This window comes from Acidovorax sp. SRI_002, assembly GCF_057586455.1.
Genome location: NZ_JBYCZW010000008.1, coordinates 45,862 through 67,184, shown reverse-complemented (window position 1 = coordinate 67,184; position 21,323 = coordinate 45,862). Strand labels below are relative to the sequence as shown.

The following is a 21,323-nucleotide window of genomic DNA, read 5'->3' as shown; positions in this document are numbered from 1 at the left end:
GCTGGCGACGTCCCCCTTCCGCATCGCACAGCGATGTCAGAGAAGGGGGAAGGCGCGCAGCGCCACAGGGGGTTGTTCACTTGTTATCGCGGATGGCCGCTGCCAGCGCAGCAATGCCGGTGGCAATCTGCTCTACCGTCGACGTGACGAACGACAGGCGCAGTGTGCGCGGGTCGGCGTTGTCGGCATAAAACGCCGCGCCGGGCACGAAGGCCACGTTGCGCTCCACCGCCTTGGGCAGCAGTTCGACGGCACTCATGCCTTCGGGCAAGCGCACCCACAGGAACATGCCGCCATCGGGGCGGTTCCACTGCACACCGAGGCCCTGCATTTCCTTGTCGAGCGCGGCCAGCATGGCCTCGCACTGCTGCTTGTACAGCGCGCGGATGGTGGGCACATGGCGGTCCAGGAAATTGCCCTTCATCACCTCGGCCACCAGGCGCTGGTTGTAGCCGGGCGTGTGCAGGTCGGCGGCCTGCTTGGCCTGCAGCAGCTTGGGGTAAACCGCCTTGGGCGCCACCACAAAACCCAGGCGCAGGCCGGGTGCCAGCACCTTGGAGAACGAGCCCATGTAGATGCAGCCTTCAGGGTTGCGGGCCGTCAGCGGCGCGGGTGGCGGGTTGTCAAACCACAGGTCGCCGTAGGGGTTGTCTTCTACCAGCGGCAGGTTCAGTTCAGCGGCAGCCTGCACCAGGGCGGCGCGGCGGGCTTCGCTCATGGTGCGGCCCGTGGGGTTCTGGAAGTTGGGCAGCACGTACAAAAAGCGCGCCTTGTTGGCACCCGTGCCCACCTTGGCCTTCAGGTCGTCGATGAGCACACCTTCGTCGTCGCTGGCCACGGACACCACGGCAGGCTCCATGGGCGTGAAGGCCTGCAGCGCGCCCAGGTAGGTGGGTGTTTCCACCAGCACGCGGCTGTCGGTGTCGATCAGCACCTTGGCGATCAGGTCCAGCGCCTGCTGCGAGCCAGTGGTGATGAGCACCTGGTCGGCATCCACATCCCAGGGCAGGAAGTCCGCGATGGCCTGGCGCAGCGGGGCATACCCTTCGCTGGCGGCGTATTGCAGGGCAGCGGGGCCGTCATTGGCCAGCACGGCGGCCGAGGCTTCGGCAAAGGCCGACACCGGGAAAGTCTTGGGCGAGGGCAGGCCGCCCGCCAGGCTGATGATGCCGGGCTTTTCCGTGACCTTGAGGATTTCGCGGATGACCGAAGGGTTCATGCGCTCGGCGCGGCGCGCCAGGGTCCAGGTGCTGGTCTGTGGAAGGTCGTTCAGTTTCACTCTCGTTCTCCTCCGGGCGGTCCCCAAAAGACTACCCATGTTGCAAAGTCGTCAGAAAAATTCTCAAAGCGGTGGTGCTGTCCCGCAGGTACAAAAAAGGCGTCTCCGGCTGCAAAGTGGTGGCGGGCTTCACCTTGCACGAATTCTCCGCTTCCACGCTGGACGAAATACAACTCGTCCTGCGCGTGCGGCTGCTGCGGGTCGTGGCCGCGTGGCGCATACAGCTCCGTGCGCATGCTGCCGTGGCGCAAGAGTTCCACGAACCGCTCACCGCCCGGGCCAGGTAGCTGCTGCAATGCGTGTTCCACGGAGTATTTCACAGGCGTTCCCATCTTCCTGGTCAGTCCACGATGAACAGGGTTGCCCCTTGGGGTGAGCTGGAACGGTGGGGCTCGGCGTTGTCCGCCACCTGGTAGCTCAAGCCCGGCGTCAGCGTGAAACGGCGGCCGTCGGCCAGCTCGGTGTGCAATTCTCCGCTGAGGCACAGCAGCACATGGCCCTTGACACACCAGTGGTCCGAAACGTATCCGGCCGTGTACTCCACCATGCGCACGCGCATGTCGCCGAACTGCTGCGTGCGCCAGAAGGCCTGGCCTGCCTGTGCGCTTTTTTCTTCGCGGGGAATGCTGGACCAGTCGGTGGTGGCAAACGGGATGTTGTGTATCTGCATGGCTGTCAGTCTTTCACGGAAACCACCGCTTCAATCTCCACCGCGAAGCCACGCGGCAGGGAGCCTACGCCCACGGCAGAGCGCGCATGCCGCCCCGCGTCGCCGAACACCTCGACCAGCAGGTCCGAGCAGCCGTTGATGACCTCGGTGTGCTGCATGAAGTCGGGGGTGGCGTTGACCATGCCCAGCACCTTGACCACGCGGCGCACCCGCGAGAGGTCGCCCAGTGCAGCCTTCATCGTCGCGATCAGGTGCAGTCCCACCTCGCGGGCATGGGCCCTGGCTTCTGCGGCGCTGATTTCGCGCCCCACCTTGGGCACGGTGGCCATGTCTTCGCGGGCGGGAGCGCCCTTGCCCGACAGGTACAGTGTGTTGCCGTCGAGGACATAGGCGTCGAAGTTGCCACGGGGTGCGGTCACGGCGGGCAACACCAGGCCCAGCTGCTGCAGGCGTTCTTCTGGGGTGATGGGGGTCATGCGGCAGCTCCTTGGTGAACGGGCATCTTCTTGCCCACAAATACGGTGGCGATCACGGCCAGTGCAAACACCACCGTGACGGTATCCAGCCGCTCTCCAAGCAGCGGCACGGCGAAGAGCAGGCTCAGGAACGGCTGGATCAGCTGGATCTGGCTCACGCGCACGGCACCCAGTGCCAGCGCCCGGTACCAGGCAAAGAAGCCGATCCACATCGAGAACAGCGCCACGTAGACAAAGCCCAGCCAGCTCATGCCGCCGATGGCCGAGGGCATGGCCGGTGCAAACCACCAGGCGATGGGAATGGTCAGCGGCAGGGAGCACACCAGTACCCAGCAGATGACCTGCTCGGCGCCGAGCCTTGGCGTGAGGCGGGCGCCGCCGATGTAGCCGAACGCGCCCGTGGTCATGGCTATGAGCAGATAGATGTTGGCTGCACCCAGGTAGATGCCGCCGGCACGCCACACCATGAAGCCCAGCACCAGGCTGCTGCCCAGCACCGCGCAGGCCCAGAATCCGGCGGAGGGCCTTTGCCGATACCACAGCGCGCCGAGCAAGGCGGTGGACAGTGGCAGCAAGGCGGTGACCACGGCCCCATGCGTGCTGGGCACATGGCGCAGCGCCAGAGCCAGAAACAGCGGAAACCCCACGATCACGCCAAAGGCCGTGATGGCCAGCAGCGGCCATTCTGCTTTCTGCGGCAGGTTGAGGCGCCCGCGCGCATGCTGCAGCCACAGGTAGGCGATGGACAGCAGCCCTGCCACGGCAGCGCGGCCGAATGTGACGAACCAGGGCGACAGCTGCGGCGCGTCGGTGGGCCCCACGGCGAGGCGGGTCATCGGCAGCGTGGCCGCAAACAGGGTGACGCCCACCAGCCCCCAGACCAGCGCCTCGCGTTCTTGTGCGTTGTTCATAGCGCGAGCATCCAAAGGGCAGTGGCAACGAGCACCAGGGCCAGTGCGCGGTTGAACCAGAGCAGGCGCTGGCCCTGCGCCAGCCACTGGCGCAGCAGCGAGCCGATGAGCGCGTAGGCAAAGTTGCTGGTGAACGCAAACACCATCATCACCCCGCAGATGATGGCCAGGCGCTCGCCCGGATTGGTCGAGGGCTGGCCTGCGGCGTTGACCACCCAGCCCGCGCTGAGCGTGAGCGCCAGCATCCAGGCCTTGATGTTCACGAACTGCAGGCCCACGCCCTGCCAGAAGGTCACGTTCAGGCGCGTGGTGTCGATCTCGGTCATCTTGCCTGCCCTGCTGAGCTTCCAGGCCAGCCAGAGCATGTAGGCCACGCCCAGCAGTGTTACGGCCCAGCGCAGCGCGGGCACTCCGGTGATCAGGGCGCCCAGGCCCAGGCCGCTGCCCAGCATGAGCAGCGTCCAGCCTGTGGGCACTGCAAAGCAAAAGCGCAGGGCGCGCTTGAGGCCCAGGTTCGCGGCCAGCGCAGTGGACAAGGTGGTGTTGGGCCCCGGCGAAAAACTCATCGCGGTGCAGAACAGCAGCAGGGCAGTCAGTTCGGGGGCGGTCATGGGCAGGTGGGTCCGGGCTTTATGGCGGGTGGCTTGTCATCGCCTGGGCTTCAATGTAATCTTCGATGTCAGTACACAACCAGTACAGTTAAGCAGCGCAGTTCGTGATCTGTATTGGCTGCGATAACAGTACACAAGGACACCGCCATGCTGATGAAAACCACCACCCAGTCGCTGACCGAGCAGCTGTCGGCGCGTTTCGGCGAGCGCATCCGCAACCGGCTGCTGGCGCCCGGCGCGCGCCTGCCTTCGGTGCGGCAGTGCGCGCAGCAGCATGGCGTGAGCCCTTCCACTGTGGTTGCAGCGTACGACCAATTGCTGGCGCAGGGGCTGGTGGAGGCGCGCAAGAACCGGGGCTTTTTTGTGCGCGAGATGGCCAACGGGTTGCTGGACAGGGGCGCTGAGGACGACGACGCGGGCGCCCAGGAAGTCGAGCGTGCCATGGGCAACTGGAGCACCGCGCACTGGTTTGCCGCGCGGGGCGCCGGGCGCGGTGCAGCGCGGGGGGCGCCGCCCGTCAACGCCACGGCGCTGATTCGGGGCATGTTCCACAAGATCAGCGACAAGCCGCAACCCGGCATGGGCGTGTTTCCGCCTGCCTGGCTGGAGTCCACGTTCATGCCCGCCGCTGTGCGCAAGGTGACCAGCACACGCGCGTTGAATGATTTTTCGCTGCAGTACGGCGAGCCTCTGGGCGACACGGGGCTGCGCCGGGTGCTGTCCAAGAAGCTGGCCACGCTGAATGTGCATGCGGCCCCCGAAAACATCATCACCACCGTGGGTGCCACGCACGCGCTCGACATCGTGAGCCGTACGCTGCTGCGCCCGGGCGACCCGGTGATGGTGGAGGAACCCGGCTGGGCGGTGGAGTTTGCGCGCTTGTCTGCTTTGGGCATGCACATCCTGCCGGTGCCGCGCCGTGCCGACGGGCCAGACCTGGAGGTCATGGCGAAGTACTGCGAGGTGCACCAGCCCAAGCTTTACGTGAGCGTGAGCGTGTTCCACAACCCCACGGGCTACTGCCTGTCTCCAGGCAGCGCGCATCGCATCCTGCAGCTGGCCAACCAGTACAACTTCCATGTGGTGGAGGACGATACCTACAGCCACATCGCGCCCGAGCACGCCACGCGCCTCACGGCGCTCGATGGGCTGCAGCGCACCATCTACGTGAGCGGCTTTGCCAAGATCCTCGCGCCCAACTGGCGCATCGGTTTCATGGCCGCACCGCCCGCGCTGGTGGAGCAATTGCTGGACACCAAACTCCTGGCCACGCTGACCACGCCCGCGCTGCTGGAAAAAGCCCTGGCCCTGTGCATCGAACAGGGCCAACTGCGCCGCCACGCCGAGCGCATCCGTACGCGGCTCGACGCTGCGCGTGCACGCAGCGTGAAGCTGGCGCTGGGCGCGGGCTGCACCTTTGCAGCCGAGCCCGTGGGCCTGTTTGGCTGGGTGGAGACAGGGGTGGACACCGACGCGCTGTCGCAGCGCATGCTCGACGAGGGCTACCTGCTGGCGCCGGGCGCGCTGTTCCATGCAGAGCGCCAACCCAGCACCCTCATGCGCATCAACTTTGCGACCACGCAGGAGGCGGAGTTCTGGAAGACTTTTGCGCGGGTGCGCGATGAGCAGGCACGGTGAGCCGACCCACTGCCTTTGAGCCCATGTCCCAGACTGGCGCTGTCGGCAAATACTGGCGCGGCCCCAGCCAGTGCCACCGTGGAACCGGCTTTGCCGGGCCACCGGTGGCGTCCCCCTTGGGGGAAGACGCGCAGCGGCTCAGGGGGGTTATCTTCTCTCTACTTCCAGGTCGGCCAGCACCCGCAGCAGCGCGCGGTTGACCTCTTCCAGGTCCAGCTCGAACGTCTCGCAGAGGTTGCGAATGGCACTGGCGTCGTCGGTCTCCAGCGCGCAGGCCATCTGCAGGCCACCGGTGTAGGGGCCGGTGCGCAGCACCGTGGCGTCATAGATGCGCTCAGACAAGGGCAGACGGCGCAGGATGGTGCCAAGCGGCTCCCCCAGCAGGTCGTCGATCTGCGACAGCAGGCCACACAGGTAGATCTCGCGGCGCAGATCGTTCTCCACGCCCGCGTCGAGCAGCTGTGCGGTGAGTTGGGCACGCATCACCATGGCCTCGCGCACCGGCTGCATGTTCGGGTCGGTGCTGGCATGGGGCAGCTGGTCAGACAGCCAGCGCTTGATGGAGCCGTAGCCCATCATCACCAGGCCCCGGCGCAGCGAATCGATGCCGGTGCGCAGGCCCAGGGCCGCAGAGTTGGTGTACACCATGAAGCGGTACGCCAGGATCGGGTCCTGGCCCATGATGTCTTCAAAGGTTTCCAGCGATTGCTCTGCGTCGATGGCCTTCATGAGCTTGAAGATCACCGCGTGCGATGGCTGCTGGGGATGGTGGCGCAGGCTGTAGAGCACATCTTCGGTGGGCCAGCCGGCCAGTGCCAGGGCGTTGTGCTGATCCAGGCAATGCTCCATGAGCGCGCGGCTGGCAATGTTCTCGTACATCTGCCCGGCCAGCACCGGGCTGGTGGTGCGCGCGGGCTGCGTGGGGGTGCCGCCAGGGCGTGCGGCGGGGGCCGCCGTCAGGGCCGCCACGGCGTCTTCGGGGCGCAGGGTGAGCAGGCTGTTGTCAAAGCACTGGGCAATGTCGGGCTCGGGCAGCCGACCCAGCTCGCCACGCCACACGAGCTTCAGGCCCCGCTGGTGGGCGGCCTTGACCAGCGCATAGATGGTGGAGTCGGACAGCCAGTTGCCGCGCACCTCGATCCAGGGCGCGCCACGTGGCGCGTGCTCCAGCATGTTGGACAACAGCTGGTGGCTTTGGGGGGACAGCAGAATCGGGGGAGAACTGGCAGACCACAACTCCTGCAGCGTGCGCAGCAGGTGGGCGGTATCGACCAGGGCCGAGGCCTCGCTGTGCACATAAAGCTGGATGGCCGCGAGCTTGCGGGCGCGGTTCCACAAAGGGCGGTAACCCAGAATCAGGCTGCCAAGGACAGATTGGACCATGTGCTCTTAGGCGGTTGTCTCGTCGTTGGGGCCTGTCCCCGCCCGGGGCTGTGCAGCGTGGGCAGGCCCGCTTTAACTGATGAAATTGAACAGGGACAGCTTCTGAACCTGCGCATAGGACTTGAGCGCTGCCTCGTAGCCCACCTGCTGATTCTGGAAGTCTGAAATTCCCTGGATCATATCGAGATCCTCGGCCCGCGAGCGGTCGCCTTCGAGCTGGATGGAGCGCTTTTCCTGGTCGCCCGTGATGCGGTCCGCTCGGTTGAGCAGCTCGCCTGCGTAGCCGCGCATGTTGTGCAGGCGTTCCAGGCCAATGTCCATGTTGCCCAGGGCCTGCCCCACTGCCTGCGCCGCTGCATTGCTGTCGGGGGCGCTGCGGATGTCGCGGATCGCGTTGTCCAGGGTGCTGAACATGCTCGGGCTGGGCTGCAGGGTAATGGTGTCCCCGGTGGCAGGGTTGCCCTTGATGTCGAAGCTCAGGCCCGGGATGCTGGTGATGGCGATGGTCACTGGCTTATCGGTGGGATAGTCGGGCACCACCACGGCCGGTGACACGGCGCCTGTGGTGGTGTTGGTGAGCGTGTAGGTGGCGGTGGTGGTGCCGGGTGTGGCACCCGGGCCGACCGCGCTGAAGGTGATGGTGTAGTTGTCGCCCGTTACCAGGCTCGGGTCCACGGGGGTGACCGCCGTGGTGTTGAGGAAGCGGCTGGAGGGAATGGCGCTGACGCCTGCGGTGTAGACACCATCGCGCTGCGGGTCGAACATGAAGGCGGCTTCGCCATCCAGGGTGTTGGGAATCGACACGCCACTGCTGGCTGTCTGGCCAGGCAGTCCTTCAAAGCTGTAGTCGGGGCTGGTGCTCAGGGGACCGAGGAACGGCGCGAGCGCGCTGCCCAGGGCGCTGAGCAGGGGAACGCCGTTGGTGTCCTTGCGGTTGGCTACTTCCAGCAGCTGCTCGCGCAGGCCTTGCAGCTGGTTGGCGATGGTGTTGCGGTCGTTGGGGGTCAGAGCCGCACTGCCGGCGTTCACCACCAGTTCGCGGAAGTTCTGCACCAAGTCCACTGCGTCGCCCAGGGCGGACTCGGCCTGCGCGATGGCGTTGCGCTGCGTTTCCAGGGCGCGCTGTTCGGTCTGGATGCGTGCCAGCCGGTTGATGGCGCGCTCGGCCTGCGCGGCCGACACGGGGTCATCGCTGGCCCGCACCACGCGTTTGCCCGAGGTCAGGTTCTCCTGCAGGTTCGACAGGTTGGTCTGGCGCGTGCCCAGGTTGCGCAGCGCGTTGTCATACATGTTGGCCGTGCCAAGGCGGTAGATGCTGTTACTCATGTCGAACTCCTAACTCCTGTCCCGCCGTCAGCGGCCCAGGCCCTGCAGCAGCGAGTCAAAGATGTTTTGCGCAATCTGGATCATTTTGGACGATGCCTGGTACGCCTGCTGGTATTGGATCAGCCTTGCAGCCTCCTCGTCCAGGTTCACGCCCGAAATCGCCGTACGGTCCCGTTCCAGGTTGGCCGCGATGGTGGTGGACAGCTCGGCCGCGAACAGCGCGCTCTGGGTGCGGGTGCCCACCTGGGCCATGGCCCCTGCGTAGCCGTCGGATAGTGTGGATTCGTCGAACATCTTCACGTCCCGCAGGCCCATGAGTGCACTCGCGTTGCCCGCGTTGCGCGTGAAGATGTCGCCGTACTGCGGGTCCGATGCATTGCCGATCACGACGGTGTCGCCCGTGTTGGGGCTGCCCTGCAGCTTGATCTCCCAACCGTTGATCGAGATGGGTGCACCCGGCGTGTAGGGCTGCGCAGCGGCAATGGTGGTGGGGGGCGCAGTGCCCCGGTCCAGCACGTCGTACGTGGTGGGCGGGCCGGCCGTGAACTGCAGCTGGATACCGCCCAGGATGGGGGGCAACGCCGCCGGGTTGGCGTTGGGCGGCAGAACCAGCCCCGGCGGATTGGGCAGGCCCGTGGCTTTGAGGCCCGCCAGCTGCAGCGTGCCGCCGTTGGAGGTGCCCATGGCCGCGTTGATGGGGTTGGCCGCAGCCAGATCACGCGGTGAGTACACCAGCGACTGGATGTTGGCCGCCGCCGTGCTGAACGGCTTGAACAACATGCGCTCGCCGGGGTTGCCGGGCGTGGTCAGGTTGAAGTTCAGGCCGTCGATCTGCAGCGTGGCCAGGTTGGCCGCGTCGGTGAACGGGGTGGACGTGCCGTCCGACAAGCGCACCACCTGCCCGGCCGTGCCGGTGGTAAAGCGGATTTCGTAGTCCGACGCCGCGAACTCCGTGGGGCCGGTGAAGGACACCGTGCCCACGCCCGCGCCGTTGGTGTGGCCCGGCATGCTGGCGGGCAGCGCGAACAGGTCCTTGCCCAGCGCACCGTCCAGCGTCAGGCCCAGGTTGTGCTGGTCGTTCATCGTCATGCCGATGGCCATGGCCATGCGGCCCAGCAGGTTGCGCCCTTCGGCCAGATCGTTGTTGTTAAAGCGCAGCAGGCCCGACATCGAGCCCCCGCCGAGCACGTTCTCGTCCATCTCCACGGCTGGCGCACCGGGCCGGTTGAAGAACAGCTTGATCTGGCCGCTGCCGGGGAAGGCCGTCGCGTCATCGATGGACAGGCTGGTGGCCGTGGTGCCCAGCACCAGCGGCTGGCTGCCCGCCACAAACAGGCCCACGGTGCCATCGTCAGCCGGGATCTGCGTGGTCTGCACGTACTGGTTGATGTCGCGGATGATCTGGTCGCGCTGGTCCAGCAGGTCGTTCGGAGTCTGGCCATTGCCCTTGGCGCGCGCGATCTGCTCGTTCACGCTGGCCATCTGCCCGGCCAGGCTGTTGACGGCGGTGATGCTGCTTTGCAGCTGTTCGGTCACGGTGTACTGGATTTCGTTGATGCGGTCGGCGGCCGCACGCATGCGCGAGGCGGTTTCGTCCATGCGCGTGAGCACCACGGTGCGCGCAGTGATGTCCGTGGGGGCGCTCACCACGTCCGAGAACGCATTCATCATGTCATTGATGGCTGCACCCAGGCCCGCCGTGCCGCCGCTGAAGACCTCCTGCAGCTGGCGCAGGCGCTCGGCCCGCACGATGTCGGACGACTGCACCGAACCCGCCGTGGCCGACTGGCGCGTGAGCAGCTCGCTCTGGTTGCGCAGGATGGTCTGCACATCCACGCCCTGGCCGATGTAGCCGCCGCCCGTGAACTGACCCTGCACGGTCTGCAGCACCACGGTCTGGCGCGAATAGCCGGGCGTGTTGACGTTGGCAATGTTGTGGCCCGCCGTCTGCAGCGCCACCTGGTTGGCCAACAGGGCGCGGGCGCCGACGTTGAGCAAGCTCATGACTCACCTCGCATTTCAGTGATCCCCAGCGCTGCCTGCACCCCCAGCGCGTGAGACTCGCGCGGCCCTAGCCAGTGCCCCCGCGCAAGGGCCGCCCCGCCGCGCTGGGGGCGTCCCCCTCCCGCGAAGCGAGAGAGGGGGAAGGCGCGAAGCGACTCAGGGGGTGTTTGCATGGTCAAGCCTGCGCGCGCAGCGTGCGCAGCACGCTATTGATGGCACCGCCGAGCTTTTTGGCGTACTCGGGGTCGGTGGCGTAGCCCGCCTTTTGCAGCGCCGAGGCATAGGCCATGGCCGAGCCGGACTGGGCGACGGATTCGGCCTTCTCGTAGCGCGGGCTGTCCTTGATGAGCTTTGCGTAGTCCCGGAACGAATCCTCGTACGAGTCGTAGGCGCGGAACTTCGCCGTCACCTTCTGGGCCTTGCCGTTGATGTATTCGGTGGTGGTGATCTCGGCCACCTTGCCTGTCCAGCCCTTGCCGGCCTTGATGCCGAACAGGTTGAACGAGTTGGAGCCGTCCTTGTGTTTGATCTCGCTTTTGCCCCAGCCGGTTTCGTGGCCAGCCTGGCCCAGCATGAAGCTGGCCGGAATGCCGCTCTCCTGGGCCACGCGCTCGGCGGTGCCCGAGAGGTGCTGCACAAAACCATCGCGGCCCTTGGGCGCGGGTCCAGTGGCCTCGGCCGGTGTGCCGGTGGCCGAGGACGCTGTGCGGGGCAGCGCCTGCGGCAGGCTCAGTGTGGAAGGCACGGAGAAATTGGCGTCGGCCCCGCCCATCTGCCGCGAGAGCTGGCGTGCAATCGCTTCAGACAGCCCGCCCTGCTGGCCCGACATGCTGACCGACAGCTGCTGGTCCAGCATGTCCTGGCCCAGGTTGGCCTGCTCGCCTTCCATGAGGCCGGATTTCATCGTGGCGTCGCGCATGCTCTTGATCAGCTCGCGCATGAACAGCGACTCGAACTGCTTGGCGACCTCGCGCGTGGTCTGGGCGTTGTTGGCCGTGCCCGCGTCGTACTTGAGCGAATTGAGCGAGCGGATGTCCACCGCCAGCGCATTGGAGGTGCTGCTGGTGGTGCTGGACGAGGGCAGGGTGAGGGCCATGGTTGCTCCCCGGGGTCAGATCACTTCCAGCTCGGCGTTGAGGGCGCCGGCGGCCTTGATGGCCTGCAGGATGGCCAGCAGGTCGCCCGGCGTGGCCCCCAGCGTGTTGAGCGCCTTGACCACGTCCGCCAGCTGGGGTGAAGCCGGCATCTGGATGATGTTGCCCGGTTCCTGGTTGATGCGGATGTCGCTTTGCTGCGCCACCACGGTCTGCCCTTGCGAGAGTGGAGCGGGCTGGCTGATGACGGGCGTGGAGCTGATGGTGATCGACAGGTTGCCGTGTGCAATGGCGCAGGGGCCCAGCGTCACGGCCTGGTTCAGCACCACCGAGCCGGTGCGTGCATTGATGACGACCTTGGCCGAGGGAGTGGACGCCTCGAGGGGCAGTTCTTCCAGGTCGGCGATGAAGCCCACGCGGGCGCCGGGGTCCAGCGGTGCGCGCACTTGCACGGTGCGCCCGTCGAGCGCCGTGGCCAGGCCGCTACCCAGTTTGGTGTTGATGGCCTGCGCCACGCGGCGTGCGGTCTGGAAGTCCGAGGCATTGAGCCCCAGGTTGATGGTGTCGCCCTCGTTGAGGGGTGTGGGCACGGCGCGTTCGACCTGTGCGCCTTGCGGAACCCGGCCTGCACTCAGATGGTTGATCTGCACCTTGCTGCCGCCCGCCGAGGCGCCCGCGCCTCCCACCACCACATTGCCTTGGGCCAGGGCGTAGATCTCGCCGTCGGCGCCGCGCAGGGGCGTGACGATGAGCGTTCCGCCCTTGAGCGACTTGGCGTTGCCCATGGAGGACACGTTGATGTCGATCATCTGCCCGGGCTGGGCAAAGGCCGGTAGCTGTGCCGTGACGATCACCGCCGCCACGTTCTTGAGCTGCAACTGGTTCGCCGTGCCAGGCGGCAGGCTGATGCCCATCTGCTGCAGGTAGTTGGACATGGCCTGCGTGGTGTAAGGCATCTGCGTGGTCTGGTCGCCCGTGCCGTCCAGCCCCACCACCAGGCCATAGCCCGTCAACTGGTTGCTGCGCACGCCCTGCACCGCCGCCACTTCCTTGATGCGCAACGCATGGGCGGGCACCGCCACACCGGCGGCCACGAGGGCCAGCAACAGCCACAGCGCGCGCACGGGGCGTGACAAGAGGGAGTGGGACAAGGCTTTCATGACACCGATTGTGGGCGGCCCCGCCAGGAACTAAAACCCAAAAAGAAGCGGGTTCACCGGCCTATTGCATGGGTTCCCGAGCGGATGGGAAATGGCGGTGGCGTACCGTGCGCCCGGGCGGTTGGTCCGGGTCAAGCTGCAAGGTGAAATATGAATAAAAATGGCCGCTGTCGCTTAATAGATAAGCGTAAATAGCTATAAATAAGATAGCGATTTTGAGATCGACTACACAATCGCAGCCATCCCACGGCCCAGTGCTCGTCAAAACTGGCGCGGCCAAAGCGCGGGCCGCCGCGCAAGGGCCGCCCCGCCGCGCTGGCGGCGTCCCCCTCCCGTAGCGCGCAGCGCGTAGAGAGAGGGGGAAGGCGCGCAGCGCCTCAGGGGGTGAAACCCTAAAACGGCGTGATCGTGTTGAAGACCCGGTTCATCCAGCCCAAGGCCTGGGCTTCGTTCTGTGCGCCACGGCCACGGGATTCCACTCGCACATTGGCCACCTGGGTCGAGTTGACAATGCTGCCCGGCTGCAGCGCGCGCGGATCGATGGTGCCCGAGAAGCGCAGCACATCCACGTTCTGGTTCACGCCGATCTGCTTCTCGCCCGTCACGACCAGGTGGCCGTTGGGCAGCACGTCCACCACGGTGGCGGTGATCGACCCGGTGAAGGTGTTGGCGCTTTCGGTGCCGCCCTTGCCCGAGAAGGTGCTTTCCGAACCGGCGCCGAGCGTGGTGCGGTCGGCCAGCGACTTTTTCACGAAAGGCAGGTTGGTGATGCCGGCCGAGGCCTCCGAGGTACGGTCCACGGTGGACGAGGATTTCTGGCTGGCCGTCACGTTCTCGACGATCATGATCGTGACGTTGTCGCCCACCAGCCGTGCGCGGCGGTCTTCGAACGCGGGGCGGTAGCTGGCGTTGTGGAACAGGCCCCCGGTCACGGGCGGTGGTGCACGGTGCGCTGCGGCCAGTGGTGGTGGTGTGGTCGGCAGGATGTCCACCGGCGGCGGCGGCGACAGGGTGGCGGCGCAGCCCGTGAGCAGCAGCGCGCCCACGGCGGCGGGCAGGGCAAAAAGGCGTGTGAACGGCAGCATGGCGGAAGCTCCTGGTGTCGGCATCGGGATCACAGCTGGCTGAGCTTGGCCAGCATCTGGTCCGAAGTCTGGATGGCCTTGGAATTCATCTCATAGGCACGCTGTGCCTGGATCATGGTGACCAGCTCTTCCACCACGTTGACGTTGGAGGCTTCCAGAAACCCCTGCTTGAGAATACCCAGCCCGTTGGTGCCGGGCGTGCCCTGCTGGGGCTGGCCCGAGGCGGCCGATTCCTTGAACAGGTTCTGGCCAATGGGCTCGAGGCCGGCCGGGTTGATGAAGGCCGACATCGCCAGGTTGCCCAAGGGCTGGGGCTGGGTGTTGCCCTGTACGGTGGCCGACACCACGCCGTCGGCGCTGATGGTCACGCTCGTGGCGTTGGCGGGCACCGTGATGCCGTTGGCCACAGGCAGGCCGCTGGAGTTGACCAGGCGGCCTTGCGAATCGACCTGGAACGAGCCGTCGCGCGTGTAGCCGATGGTGCCGTCGGGCATGGTCACTTCCAGAAAACCATTGCCGTTGATGGCCACGTCCAGGTTGTTCTTGGACTCCTGCAGGCTGCCCTGCACGAAGTTGCGGCTGGTGGCCACCGTGCGCACGCCCAGGCCCAGGTGCAGGCCGGTGGGCAGCTGGTTCTGCTCGGTGGTGTTGGCACCCACCTGGCGCAGGTTCTGGTAGATCAGGTCCTCGAACACCGCGTTGTTGCGCTTGTAGCCGGTGGTGGAGACGTTGGCCAGGTTGTGCGAGATGACGTCGAGCTGGGTCTGCTGGGCAGACATGCCGGTCTTGGCGATCCAGAGGGAGTTGATCATGGTGCTTCCTTTTGGCGTGGCGGCGCGGGGCGCGACCTCAGCCGTTCATGCTCAGCAACTGGCTGGCGGTTTTGTCGTTGGTTTCGGCGGACTGCAGCAGGCGCATCTGCTGTTCGAACTGACGCGATGCGGCAATCATCCCGACCATGCTTTCGACCGGATTCACGTTCGAGCCTTCCACTGCGCCTGCCAGCATGCGGGCGTTGGCGTCATTGGCAATCGGGTCGCCGGACGTGGTGCGAAACAGCCCGTCGTCGCCGCGCTTGAGCGGGTCTTCCGGGGTGGGAGTGGCCAGCTTGAGGCGGCCAATGGCCTGCGCGGGCTGGCCCGCTGCCTTGGCAGTGACCGTTCCATCCGAGCCCAGCGTGACTTCGGCGCCCGGCGGGACATCAATGGGCGCGCCGCCATCGGACAGCACGGGCAGTCCGGTGGGGGTGAGCAGCTGGCCCGTGGCCGACACCTCAAAGGTGCCGGCGCGGGTGTAGGCCTCGGTACCGTCAAGTCCCTGCACGGCAAACCAGGCATTGCCCACGGCCATGGCGTCGAGGTTGCGGCCGGTACGCTGCACCGGGCCGGGCGTGCTCACGTGGCCCGAGGTGGCCTCCAGCGCAAACACACGGGTTTTGGAGCCATCGCCCTGGATCGGGACCGAGCGGAAGGTGGACATCTCCGCACGAAACCCCTGGGTGGAGGCGTTGGCGAGGTTGTTGGACAACACGGCCTGCCGGTGGGCGGCCGCGTTGGCGCCCGTCATCGCGGTGTAAATGATGCGGTCCATGGGGGCTCTCCGTTGTCCAGGGCTGTTTCAGTGCAGAGTTCTTACGAACCGTTCCCGATCAACGCAAGTTCACCAGGGTGGACATCACCTGGTCTTGCGTCTTGATGGTCTGGGCGTTGGCCTGGTACGCGCGCTGTGCGGTCATCATGTTCACCAGCTCGGCGGTCAGGTCCACGTTGGAGTCTTCCAGCGCGCCCGAGCGCAGCGACCCAAAGTTGCCGTCGGTGGCCGTGCCAGCCACCGGCTGGCCGGATTCAAAGGTGGCGACCCAGTTGTTGCCGCCTACCGAAGCCAGGCCCTGCGTATTGCGGAAGCTTGACAGCGCCAGCTGGCCTTCCGCACGGGTCACGCCGTTCGAGTAACGGGTCATGATCATCCCGTTGTTCTCGATGTTGATGCCCGTGAGCTCGCCCGTGGTGTAGCCGTCCTGGCTCAGGTTGGAGACCGAGAACTTGTTGCCGCTCTGTGAGACTTTGTCCAGGCTCACCGCCACATCAAACGCGGGCAGGTTGTTGGGGTTGGGCGGGGTCGGGTTCACGTTCAGCGTGAGCGCGAAGCCCGTGGCGGGGGGCGTGGCCACGGGGGCCGTGATGGCGCCATTGTTGTCAAACGTGATCTGGCCTATAGGAGTTGCCACCACGGGAGGCACTGCCGTGGGGTCGTCCAGCTGGTCGTACACGTCCCAGGTGTTGTCGGTAGCGGTCTTCTGGAAGTACAGGCTCACTGGCTTGGCCACGCCCTGGCTGTCGAACACGTTGATCGACGTGCCGTAGGTGGCGCGCGGTGTGGCCGGGATGGGCGGCGTGGCGGCAGGGTCGCCGGCCGCATCGGTGGCCGTGGCCGGCAGGTTGAATGCTGCCGTGATCGTGGTGGTCTGCTTGGCAGGGATGGGCTCGGAGGTGGGGAACACCATCGGGATGGGGTCGGTGCCCGAACGCAGGCCGGTGACCGGGTCCACGGGGTAGCCCATCACGTTGGCGTTGTCGTTGGTGATCATGTTGCCCTCCTTGTCCAGCTTGAAGTTGCCGGAGCGGGTGTAGGCGGGTGTGCCATCGGGCAGCGTGAGCGTGAAAAAGCCGTTGCCGTTGATGGCGACATCCAGGCTGTTGCCCGTGATCGTGAGATTGCCCTGTGTGAACTGCTGGGAGACCGCGCCCACTTCGACGCCAATGCCCGCATTGGTGCCGCCGGACGAGCCGATGGCGGACGCCACCATTTCGGCAAACTCGGCCCGCGAGGCCTTGAACCCGACGGTGTTGGAGTTGGCGATGTTGTGTCCGATGACGTCGAGGTTCTTGCTGGCGGCGTTCAAGCCAGAGAGGCCTTGCTGAAAACTCATGGTGTTCTCCTGATGGGGGCTATCACTGAATCGGCCGGGTTAGACCAGGGCCTTGATCTGGCTGTAGTTGATGGTTTTGCCGTTGGCCAGGGTCAGCACCAGCTGGCCGTCCTCGGCACCTGCGGCCGTGACCTTGGACAGGGCCAGCGACGTGCTGTCGATCTTGGTCGAACCATTGACGGCACTGACGCGGAACTGCAGTCCCTCGCTGGAGCCGGTGTACTTGCTGGCATCCCACTCGAAGGTGTGGCGCCCTGCAGCCTTGGCACCCAGATCCATGGTCTCGATCACCTGGCCGCCAGCGGTCATCACCTCGACCTTCACCTTGGTGGCGGCCGAGGCCAGCTCAAAGCCACCCTTGCCGGCCTTGTCGGCCACGGCCAGCGTCGAGCCTTCGGTCATCACGTTGCGGCCAATCAGGGCCGTGCCCTGCATCACCTGCAGCGAGTTGAACTGCGCCGACATGCTCTCCATCGTCTGGTTGAGCTGCTGGATGCCGGTCACCGTGTTGATCTGCGCAATCTGCGAGGTCATCTGGGCGTTGTCCAGCGGGTTCATCGGGTCCTGGTTGTTCAGCTGTGCAACCAGCAGTTTCAGGAAGCGGTCCTGCGCGGCTGCAGGGTCGGTGGCGGCGTTGGCCTTGGTGCCGGTCGCATCGGTGACCGTGGGCGCGCTGGTGGCGGAGTTGAGGATCATGGTGGCGTCCTAGAGTTACTGGCCCATCTGCAGGGTCTTGAGGAGCAGCGACTTGGCCGTGTTCATGACCTCGACGTTGTTCTGGTAAGAGCGGGAGGCGGAGATCATGTTGACCATTTCCTCCACGGCGTTGACGTTGGAGTGCGTCACATAGCCTTCCGCGTCTGCCGACGGGTGGCTGGGGTCGTGCACACGGCGGCCGGGAACGTTGCTTTCGTTGATGGAGCTCACGCGCACACCGGCCGAGCTGTCCGCGCCCATGGGGGCGGTCTGGAATACCACCTGGCGCGCCTTGTAGGCCTGGCCGTCGGGGCCTGCCACGGCATCGACATTGGCCAGGTTGCTGGCCACCACATTGAGCCGCTGCGACTGCGCGCTGACGGCGCTGCCCGAGACGCTGAAGATGGAGAACATGGACATGGGGAGATTCGCTTTCTGCGCTGCACTGCGGATGGCTTATTGGCCCTGGATCGCGCTGAGCATGGTTTTGGCGTTGCCGTTGATGAAACGCAGCGTGGCTTCGTAGCGCACGGCGTTGTCGACAAAGTTGGCGCGCTCGCGGTCCAGGTCCACCGTGTTGTTGTCCAGGCTGGGCTGGGTCTGCACGGAATAACCCAGCGTGCCGGGTGCGCCGGTGCCCGTGCTGGCCGCTGGCAGCGGAATGTGGCGGGGGTCTGTGGCGCCCTTGGCCCCCAGGTTGCCCGTGGTGCCCACCGAGCCACCCGTGGCCAGGCGGGTCACGCCCGAGCCCAAGCCCGTGGCTTCGCGCATCGCATCGCCAAAGCTGAAATCGCGTGCCACGTAGCCCGGGGTGTCAGCGTTGGCGATGTTGCTGGCGATGGCGCGCTGGCGCTCGGCACGCACCACGAGTGCGTTGCCGAGAAAGTCCAGCCGGTTGGTCATCTTGTCAAGCATGGTTGCCTCACACCCTGGGTTGCAATAGGAGCCGGTTGGGGGTTTCCGGCGTGGTTCGATTGTGAAAGCCGCCGCTTTTTTCTAAAGCGCGAAGAACGCGGAAATGGGTGCGCAGTTTCGGGTTTTGCGCAGGGCTCGCCTGCCTATAGTTCCAGTCGTGAAAGAGTCTTTGCCGCCCCGCGCGGTCAGACCTGTTGACCTGCGATGCCCAGGAGGCCCCATGCCATCGATCTTCGTTTTCCCCTTCGTGTCCCCTTTGGTTCGCGCTGGCGCTCTGGCGATCGCCGGGCGGCGTGCTGTGGCTCGGCACGCTCTGGCGGTGGTGCTGGGGTTGACTGCAGTGGCTGGCAGCAGCGGGGCCGCGCTGGCCCAGGCGGCAGCCGACCCCAGTGCCGACCTGGGCCCGCTGACCCAACGCTGGCTGGATGACGCGATGTCGCGCAACCAGGCCTCCGGCTTGCCGCTGCGCATGGAAGTGAGCGTTGGCTCACTCGACTCGCGGCTGCGGCTGGCGCCGTGCGCGCGGGTCGAACCCTACCTGCCGGTCGGCGCCCGGCTGTGGGGCCGCACCCGCCTGGGGCTGCGCTGTGTCGAGGGGCAAACCGCATGGAACGTTTACCTGCCGGTGACCGTCAAGGCATTTGGCCCGGCTTGGGTGCTGACCGGCCCGGTGGCTCCGGGGACGGTGCTGACCGCCAATGACGCCACCGAGGCGGAAGTGGACTGGGCCGAAGAGTCGGCAGCCGTGATGGCCAACCCGGAAATGTGGGTCGGGCAGGTCGCCGCGCGCCAGCTGGTGGCCGGCCAGGCATTGCGCCAGACCATGGTGCGGCCCCCCCAGCTCTTTCGCGCAGGCGCCCAGGTCAAGGTGATTGCCCAGGGCCCTGGCTATGCAGTCACCTCCGCAGGGCAGGCCATGTCGGCAGGCGCTGCGGGGCAGATTGTTCGCATACGTATGGATAATGGCAGGATAGTCAGTGGAACTGTGAATGAGGTTGGGACGGTGGTCGTCGCTCTTTGATGACGGGGCGGTGATAAATGGCTAAAGTCCGGGCCAAATGGGTCGAAAACATTGCTACTGTGCCCCACATCAAACGGGGTGGTGGAGAGAGCGATGAAGATTGGTCAAAAACCGGAACTCCCGGGCGCCTTGGCGCAGACGGGGCTTGCCAAGCAAGCCAAAAGTCCTGCCAGCGCTGCTGAAGGAGCCGCCAAAGACGCTGCGGCTGTGTCAACCGCCGGTGTGCCCGTCACCGTCTCCACCGCTGCCCGCGCGCTGGACCAGACATCCCGTTCCACAGGTGATTTTGATGCGAGCAAGGTCAAGGCGGTGCGGGCGGCCATCGAAAAAGGCACTTTCTCGGTGGACGCCGAAGCCATTGCCGACAAGATGCTCTCCAACGCCCAGGAAATCCTGGCCCGCTCGCGCGGTTGATTCCTCAGCGTCCCGCACGCACCTTTATTGACAGACTTGGCAGGCAGGCGCTATCCACCTCACAATGCGCCATGTCCCTGGAAGAATCCCTCTCGGCTGTTGAACAGCTGATCGAAAAAGTCTCCGCCGCCCTTCTCGCGGCAGACCCCCAATCCCTGGAAAAGAACAGTGTGGCCCTGCGGGATGCAGCGGCCCAGTTCGCGCGTGTTCTTGAGCAGACTGCAGCCAGGGGTCTGCCCGTGCCTGCACAGCTGCAAAAACGAGCCCGGGCCATTGACGACATGCTTGCCGTGCACCGCGAAAGCCTGGCGCGCCTGGCCGTGAATGCCGATCGCCAGGTGGCAGGCTTGGTGCCGCAGGCGGGCACACCCTCCACCTACGGCGACGGTCGGGGCGCACAGGCCGGCAAGCCCGGCGTGGCCCGTATCTACAAATCGGCTGGTTGAGCCAAAAAAAGATAGCTGCTGGCGCTTGTCCCTGTTGGCTTTGAGAGGAAAAACCTCTCAAAGCCACGGATTACAAGTGCAAGCATCTATTGTTTTGACCGTTACCAGTGAAGGCCGGAGGATTGAACTTCGATGTCTGCTCGGCGCGGTTACCCCTGAAACGGTCGCAGCCCCCGACCAGTGCCACCGTGGAACTGGCTCCGCCAGACCACTGGTGGCGTCTCCCTTCAGGGGGAAGGCGCCGAAGGCGACTCAGGGGGTAGTCAATGCGCCCGCATCTTGGCCCGCAGGCGTGCGATGGACTGGCTGTGCAGCTGGCACACCCGAGATTCGGTCACCCCCAGCACGGCCGCGATCTCCTTGAGATTCATGTCGTGCTCGTAGTACATGCCCATGATGTGCTGCTCGCGTTCGGGCAGGGTCTTGATGGCATTCACCAGCGACATCTTGAGCCGCTGGTCGCGCAGCAATTCCAGAGGGTCTGCGTCGGCGTCTGCCACATGGCGGTCCAGAAAGCCGTCATCGTCCTCGTTGCCATGCGTCATGTCCTCCAGATACACCAGTTGTGTACCCCGAACCTTGCCGAGCAGGCTTTGGTATTCGACCAAGCTCATGCCCATCTCGCTGGCAATTTCAGACTCCAGCGGGCTGCGGCCCAGCTTCTGCTCCAGCCGGTGCACGGCGTGTTCGATGTCTTTCTGGCTCTTGCGGGAGCTGCGGCTCATCCAGTCGCCCTCGCGCAGTTCGTCCAGCATGGCGCCCCGGATGCGCTGGGTGGCAAAGGTCTCGAACTGCACACCCTGGGCCACTTCGTAGCGCGACAGGGCTTCCGCCAAGCCCATCATGCCAACCTGGATCAGGTCGTCCAGCTCCACGTTGGGAGGCAGCTTGGCGATCATGTGGTGCGCGATTCTTCGCACCAGCGGGACGTGCTGGCGGATCATCGCATCACGATCGAGCTGGCCTTTGGCGGTGTACATAGAGAGCGTGTTATGCACTTTTACGTGCCCACGAAAGCCGGGGCAAGGCCCGGCAACGAGACGCAGGACGCGCCGCAGTATCAATACTGCCAGCGGCCTGCAACGACGTGGCCGGGCCTTGCCCCGGCTTTCCCTCCGGGTTGACCCCAGAGGCAGGCACTCGCCGCGTTGCAGCACTTGTCAAGGCCCCGGCCTTGGCTGCGCACTGCGCCTTGCGATCACCAGCCTCTGGGGTCAACGTGGGTACGTAAAAGTGCATAACACGCTCTAGTCAACGGCTCCGGA

General features: G+C 65.6%; 23 protein-coding genes. 4 read left to right on the top strand and 19 right to left on the bottom strand.

Features of this window, described 5'->3' with window-relative positions; genetic code table 11:
* Nucleotides 1-76 precede the first annotated feature (76 nt).
* Genes AC2YJX_RS21230 through AC2YJX_RS21205 form a run of 6 tightly spaced genes read right to left on the bottom strand, consistent with a single transcriptional unit; the run spans nt 77 to nt 3,947 of the window.
* A complete protein-coding gene (locus AC2YJX_RS21230) occupies nt 77-1,279 on the bottom strand; it encodes an aminotransferase-like domain-containing protein (protein WP_176887189.1) in 1,203 nt (400 codons plus the stop codon).
* A complete protein-coding gene (locus AC2YJX_RS21225) occupies nt 1,276-1,611 on the bottom strand; it encodes a cupin domain-containing protein (RefSeq protein ID WP_121421314.1) in 336 nt (111 codons plus the stop codon). Before AC2YJX_RS21225 ends, AC2YJX_RS21230 begins: the two co-directional genes overlap by 4 nt.
* 8 nt (nt 1,612-1,619) lie before the next feature.
* Entirely contained in the window at nt 1,620-1,949 is a 330-nt protein-coding gene (locus AC2YJX_RS21220; RefSeq protein ID WP_121421313.1) for a DHCW motif cupin fold protein, read from the bottom strand.
* A gap of 5 nt (nt 1,950-1,954) precedes the next feature.
* Nucleotides 1,955-2,425 (bottom strand): RidA family protein, encoded by a 471-nt coding sequence (locus tag AC2YJX_RS21215; RefSeq protein ID WP_121421312.1) that lies wholly within the window; start codon nt 2,423-2,425, stop codon nt 1,955-1,957.
* Nucleotides 2,422-3,336, bottom strand: coding sequence for a DMT family transporter (locus AC2YJX_RS21210; protein ID WP_431150872.1), 915 nt, complete (start codon nt 3,334-3,336; stop codon nt 2,422-2,424). The genes AC2YJX_RS21215 and AC2YJX_RS21210 overlap by 4 nt, the downstream gene beginning before the upstream one ends.
* Nucleotides 3,333-3,947: a LysE family translocator gene (locus tag AC2YJX_RS21205; RefSeq protein WP_121421310.1), complete on the bottom strand. Its 615-nt coding sequence runs from the start codon at nt 3,945-3,947 to the stop codon at nt 3,333-3,335. Before AC2YJX_RS21205 ends, AC2YJX_RS21210 begins: the two co-directional genes overlap by 4 nt.
* A 147-nt stretch (nt 3,948-4,094) precedes the next feature.
* Between AC2YJX_RS21205 and AC2YJX_RS21200 the strand changes: the two genes are divergently transcribed.
* A complete protein-coding gene (locus tag AC2YJX_RS21200) occupies nt 4,095-5,585 on the top strand; it encodes an aminotransferase-like domain-containing protein (RefSeq protein WP_121421309.1) in 1,491 nt (496 codons plus the stop codon).
* 147 nt (nt 5,586-5,732) lie between these two features.
* Here AC2YJX_RS21200 and AC2YJX_RS21195 read toward each other — a convergent pair whose 3' ends face one another.
* The 12 genes from AC2YJX_RS21195 to flgB all read right to left on the bottom strand — a co-directional run bounded on the left by AC2YJX_RS21195 (nt 5,733) and on the right by flgB (nt 18,177).
* Nucleotides 5,733-6,968 carry an HDOD domain-containing protein gene (locus AC2YJX_RS21195; protein WP_487257190.1) on the bottom strand — a complete coding sequence of 412 codons (1,236 nt, stop codon included), beginning with the start codon at nt 6,966-6,968 and terminating at the stop codon, nt 5,733-5,735.
* 72 nt (nt 6,969-7,040) lie between these two features.
* Nucleotides 7,041-8,294 carry a flagellar hook-associated protein FlgL gene (gene flgL, locus AC2YJX_RS21190; RefSeq protein WP_055398316.1) on the bottom strand — a complete coding sequence of 418 codons (1,254 nt, stop codon included), beginning with the start codon at nt 8,292-8,294 and terminating at the stop codon, nt 7,041-7,043.
* 27 nt (nt 8,295-8,321) lie between these two features.
* Entirely contained in the window at nt 8,322-10,298 is a 1,977-nt protein-coding gene (gene flgK / locus AC2YJX_RS21185) for a flagellar hook-associated protein FlgK (RefSeq protein WP_055398315.1), read from the bottom strand.
* Nucleotides 10,299-10,473: 175 nt separating this feature from the next.
* The gene (gene flgJ, locus AC2YJX_RS21180) at nt 10,474-11,394 is read right to left on the bottom strand and encodes a flagellar assembly peptidoglycan hydrolase FlgJ (RefSeq protein WP_121421305.1); all 921 of its coding nucleotides are present in this window, start codon (nt 11,392-11,394) and stop codon (nt 10,474-10,476) included.
* Nucleotides 11,395-11,409: 15 nt separating this feature from the next.
* On the bottom strand, nt 11,410-12,561 hold the full coding sequence (locus AC2YJX_RS21175; protein ID WP_121421304.1) for a flagellar basal body P-ring protein FlgI: 1,152 nt from the start codon (nt 12,559-12,561) through the stop codon (nt 11,410-11,412).
* 383 nt (nt 12,562-12,944) lie between these two features.
* The gene (locus AC2YJX_RS21170; protein ID WP_431150868.1) at nt 12,945-13,637 is read right to left on the bottom strand and encodes a flagellar basal body L-ring protein FlgH; all 693 of its coding nucleotides are present in this window, start codon (nt 13,635-13,637) and stop codon (nt 12,945-12,947) included.
* Nucleotides 13,638-13,666: 29 nt separating this feature from the next.
* Nucleotides 13,667-14,449, bottom strand: a complete 783-nt coding sequence (flgG, locus tag AC2YJX_RS21165; RefSeq protein WP_121421302.1) for a flagellar basal-body rod protein FlgG — start codon at nt 14,447-14,449, stop codon at nt 13,667-13,669.
* Nucleotides 14,450-14,486: 37 nt separating this feature from the next.
* On the bottom strand, nt 14,487-15,227 hold the full coding sequence (gene flgF / locus AC2YJX_RS21160) for a flagellar basal-body rod protein FlgF (RefSeq protein ID WP_121421301.1): 741 nt from the start codon (nt 15,225-15,227) through the stop codon (nt 14,487-14,489).
* A gap of 58 nt (nt 15,228-15,285) precedes the next feature.
* Entirely contained in the window at nt 15,286-16,566 is a 1,281-nt protein-coding gene (gene flgE / locus AC2YJX_RS21155) for a flagellar hook protein FlgE (RefSeq protein ID WP_121421300.1), read from the bottom strand.
* Nucleotides 16,567-16,605: 39 nt separating this feature from the next.
* Nucleotides 16,606-17,262 (bottom strand): flagellar hook assembly protein FlgD, encoded by a 657-nt coding sequence (locus AC2YJX_RS21150; RefSeq protein ID WP_431150867.1) that lies wholly within the window; start codon nt 17,260-17,262, stop codon nt 16,606-16,608.
* Between the two features lie 15 nt (nt 17,263-17,277).
* The gene (flgC, locus tag AC2YJX_RS21145) at nt 17,278-17,682 is read right to left on the bottom strand and encodes a flagellar basal body rod protein FlgC (RefSeq protein ID WP_121421298.1); all 405 of its coding nucleotides are present in this window, start codon (nt 17,680-17,682) and stop codon (nt 17,278-17,280) included.
* Nucleotides 17,683-17,718: 36 nt separating this feature from the next.
* Nucleotides 17,719-18,177: a flagellar basal body rod protein FlgB gene (flgB, locus tag AC2YJX_RS21140; RefSeq protein WP_431150866.1), complete on the bottom strand. Its 459-nt coding sequence runs from the start codon at nt 18,175-18,177 to the stop codon at nt 17,719-17,721.
* A 220-nt stretch (nt 18,178-18,397) separates the two neighbouring features.
* Here flgB and flgA point away from each other — a divergent pair, with 220 nt between their 5' ends.
* From flgA to AC2YJX_RS21125, 3 genes are all read left to right on the top strand, one after another.
* Nucleotides 18,398-19,198 carry a flagellar basal body P-ring formation chaperone FlgA gene (gene flgA, locus AC2YJX_RS21135; RefSeq protein WP_228898966.1) on the top strand — a complete coding sequence of 267 codons (801 nt, stop codon included), beginning with the start codon at nt 18,398-18,400 and terminating at the stop codon, nt 19,196-19,198.
* 93 nt (nt 19,199-19,291) lie between these two features.
* Nucleotides 19,292-19,612 (top strand): flagellar biosynthesis anti-sigma factor FlgM, encoded by a 321-nt coding sequence (gene flgM / locus AC2YJX_RS21130; RefSeq protein ID WP_121508442.1) that lies wholly within the window; start codon nt 19,292-19,294, stop codon nt 19,610-19,612.
* Nucleotides 19,613-19,683: 71 nt separating this feature from the next.
* On the top strand, nt 19,684-20,058 hold the full coding sequence (locus AC2YJX_RS21125) for a hypothetical protein (protein WP_121508443.1): 375 nt from the start codon (nt 19,684-19,686) through the stop codon (nt 20,056-20,058).
* A 263-nt stretch (nt 20,059-20,321) separates the two neighbouring features.
* On the opposite strand, the gene AC2YJX_RS21120 is transcribed toward AC2YJX_RS21125, so the two are convergent.
* On the bottom strand, nt 20,322-21,038 hold the full coding sequence (locus tag AC2YJX_RS21120) for an RNA polymerase sigma factor FliA (RefSeq protein WP_121421293.1): 717 nt from the start codon (nt 21,036-21,038) through the stop codon (nt 20,322-20,324).
* Nucleotides 21,039-21,323: the final 285 nt, after the last annotated feature.

Excerpts from the sequence above, each read along its gene's own strand:
- flgA (WP_228898966.1), top strand. The coding sequence starts at position 18,398 with ATGCCATCGATCTTCGTTTTCCCCTTCGTGTCCCCTTTGGTTCGCGCT.
- flgJ (WP_121421305.1), bottom strand. The coding sequence starts at position 11,394 with ATGGCCCTCACCCTGCCCTCGTCCAGCACCACCAGCAGCACCTCCAAT.
- AC2YJX_RS21225 (WP_121421314.1), bottom strand. The coding sequence starts at position 1,611 with ATGGGAACGCCTGTGAAATACTCCGTGGAACACGCATTGCAGCAGCTA.
- flgL (WP_055398316.1), bottom strand. The coding sequence starts at position 8,294 with ATGAGTAACAGCATCTACCGCCTTGGCACGGCCAACATGTATGACAAC.
- flgK (WP_055398315.1), bottom strand. The coding sequence starts at position 10,298 with ATGAGCTTGCTCAACGTCGGCGCCCGCGCCCTGTTGGCCAACCAGGTG.
- flgB (WP_431150866.1), bottom strand. The coding sequence starts at position 18,177 with ATGCTTGACAAGATGACCAACCGGCTGGACTTTCTCGGCAACGCACTC.
- flgE (WP_121421300.1), bottom strand. The coding sequence starts at position 16,566 with ATGAGTTTTCAGCAAGGCCTCTCTGGCTTGAACGCCGCCAGCAAGAAC.
- AC2YJX_RS21200 (WP_121421309.1), top strand. The coding sequence starts at position 4,095 with ATGCTGATGAAAACCACCACCCAGTCGCTGACCGAGCAGCTGTCGGCG.
- flgM (WP_121508442.1), top strand. The coding sequence starts at position 19,292 with ATGAAGATTGGTCAAAAACCGGAACTCCCGGGCGCCTTGGCGCAGACG.
- AC2YJX_RS21120 (WP_121421293.1), bottom strand. The coding sequence starts at position 21,038 with ATGTACACCGCCAAAGGCCAGCTCGATCGTGATGCGATGATCCGCCAG.
- AC2YJX_RS21210 (WP_431150872.1), bottom strand. The coding sequence starts at position 3,336 with ATGAACAACGCACAAGAACGCGAGGCGCTGGTCTGGGGGCTGGTGGGC.
- AC2YJX_RS21220 (WP_121421313.1), bottom strand. The coding sequence starts at position 1,949 with ATGCAGATACACAACATCCCGTTTGCCACCACCGACTGGTCCAGCATT.
- AC2YJX_RS21215 (WP_121421312.1), bottom strand. The coding sequence starts at position 2,425 with ATGACCCCCATCACCCCAGAAGAACGCCTGCAGCAGCTGGGCCTGGTG.
- AC2YJX_RS21195 (WP_487257190.1), bottom strand. The coding sequence starts at position 6,968 with ATGGTCCAATCTGTCCTTGGCAGCCTGATTCTGGGTTACCGCCCTTTG.
- AC2YJX_RS21205 (WP_121421310.1), bottom strand. The coding sequence starts at position 3,947 with ATGACCGCCCCCGAACTGACTGCCCTGCTGCTGTTCTGCACCGCGATG.
- flgF (WP_121421301.1), bottom strand. The coding sequence starts at position 15,227 with ATGGACCGCATCATTTACACCGCGATGACGGGCGCCAACGCGGCCGCC.
- AC2YJX_RS21125 (WP_121508443.1), top strand. The coding sequence starts at position 19,684 with ATGTCCCTGGAAGAATCCCTCTCGGCTGTTGAACAGCTGATCGAAAAA.
- flgC (WP_121421298.1), bottom strand. The coding sequence starts at position 17,682 with ATGTCCATGTTCTCCATCTTCAGCGTCTCGGGCAGCGCCGTCAGCGCG.
- AC2YJX_RS21150 (WP_431150867.1), bottom strand. The coding sequence starts at position 17,262 with ATGATCCTCAACTCCGCCACCAGCGCGCCCACGGTCACCGATGCGACC.
- flgG (WP_121421302.1), bottom strand. The coding sequence starts at position 14,449 with ATGATCAACTCCCTCTGGATCGCCAAGACCGGCATGTCTGCCCAGCAG.
- AC2YJX_RS21170 (WP_431150868.1), bottom strand. The coding sequence starts at position 13,637 with ATGCTGCCGTTCACACGCCTTTTTGCCCTGCCCGCCGCCGTGGGCGCG.